The organism is Mesorhizobium sp. WSM4848 (genome assembly GCF_055811375.1).
On record NZ_JBVVPX010000124.1, the window covers coordinates 1 to 449 of the forward strand.

1 protein-coding gene is annotated in these 449 nt (G+C 57.7%); it reads left to right on the forward strand.

Going from position 1 to position 449, the window contains the following annotated elements; genetic code table 11:
- Positions 1–74 precede the first annotated feature (74 nt).
- A partial coding sequence (locus tag AC0L16_RS33600; protein ID WP_473625814.1) for a CYTH domain-containing protein occupies positions 75–449 on the forward strand: 375 nt, incomplete at its 3' end.

Genomic DNA, 449 nt, shown 5'->3' on the forward strand with positions numbered 1-449 from the left:
AAGCCTCTTGAATCACGCCAACCTACGCCGTGCCACAAATTACAACTCGCCGTTAACCTGAACTCGTTGCCCTGGTGAGTCGGGCGGTTGTTTGTGACAGCTTTATGACGCACCATGTAGTGGGGTCCTTCGACTCCGTGAAGCGACGCTGCGCCGAGAACACCATGCAGGAAACAGAACTGAAGCTGGAGCTATCGCAGTTGGGTGCAGGGTCGCTCCTGAAGAAAAATCCGTTCGGATCCTCGCCCACCATTCTTCAGCAGAGATCCATCTATTTCGACACCCCCGGATGGGATCTGTCCAAGCGCGGCCTGTCGCTTCGCATTCGGCAATCGGGAAATGAACGGATACAAACCGTCAAAGCCGGCGATGGCGCCGCGGCCGGATCGTTCACACGCGAGGAATGGGAGCGACCGGTCGCCGGCGATGCACCGATACTTGACGATCCG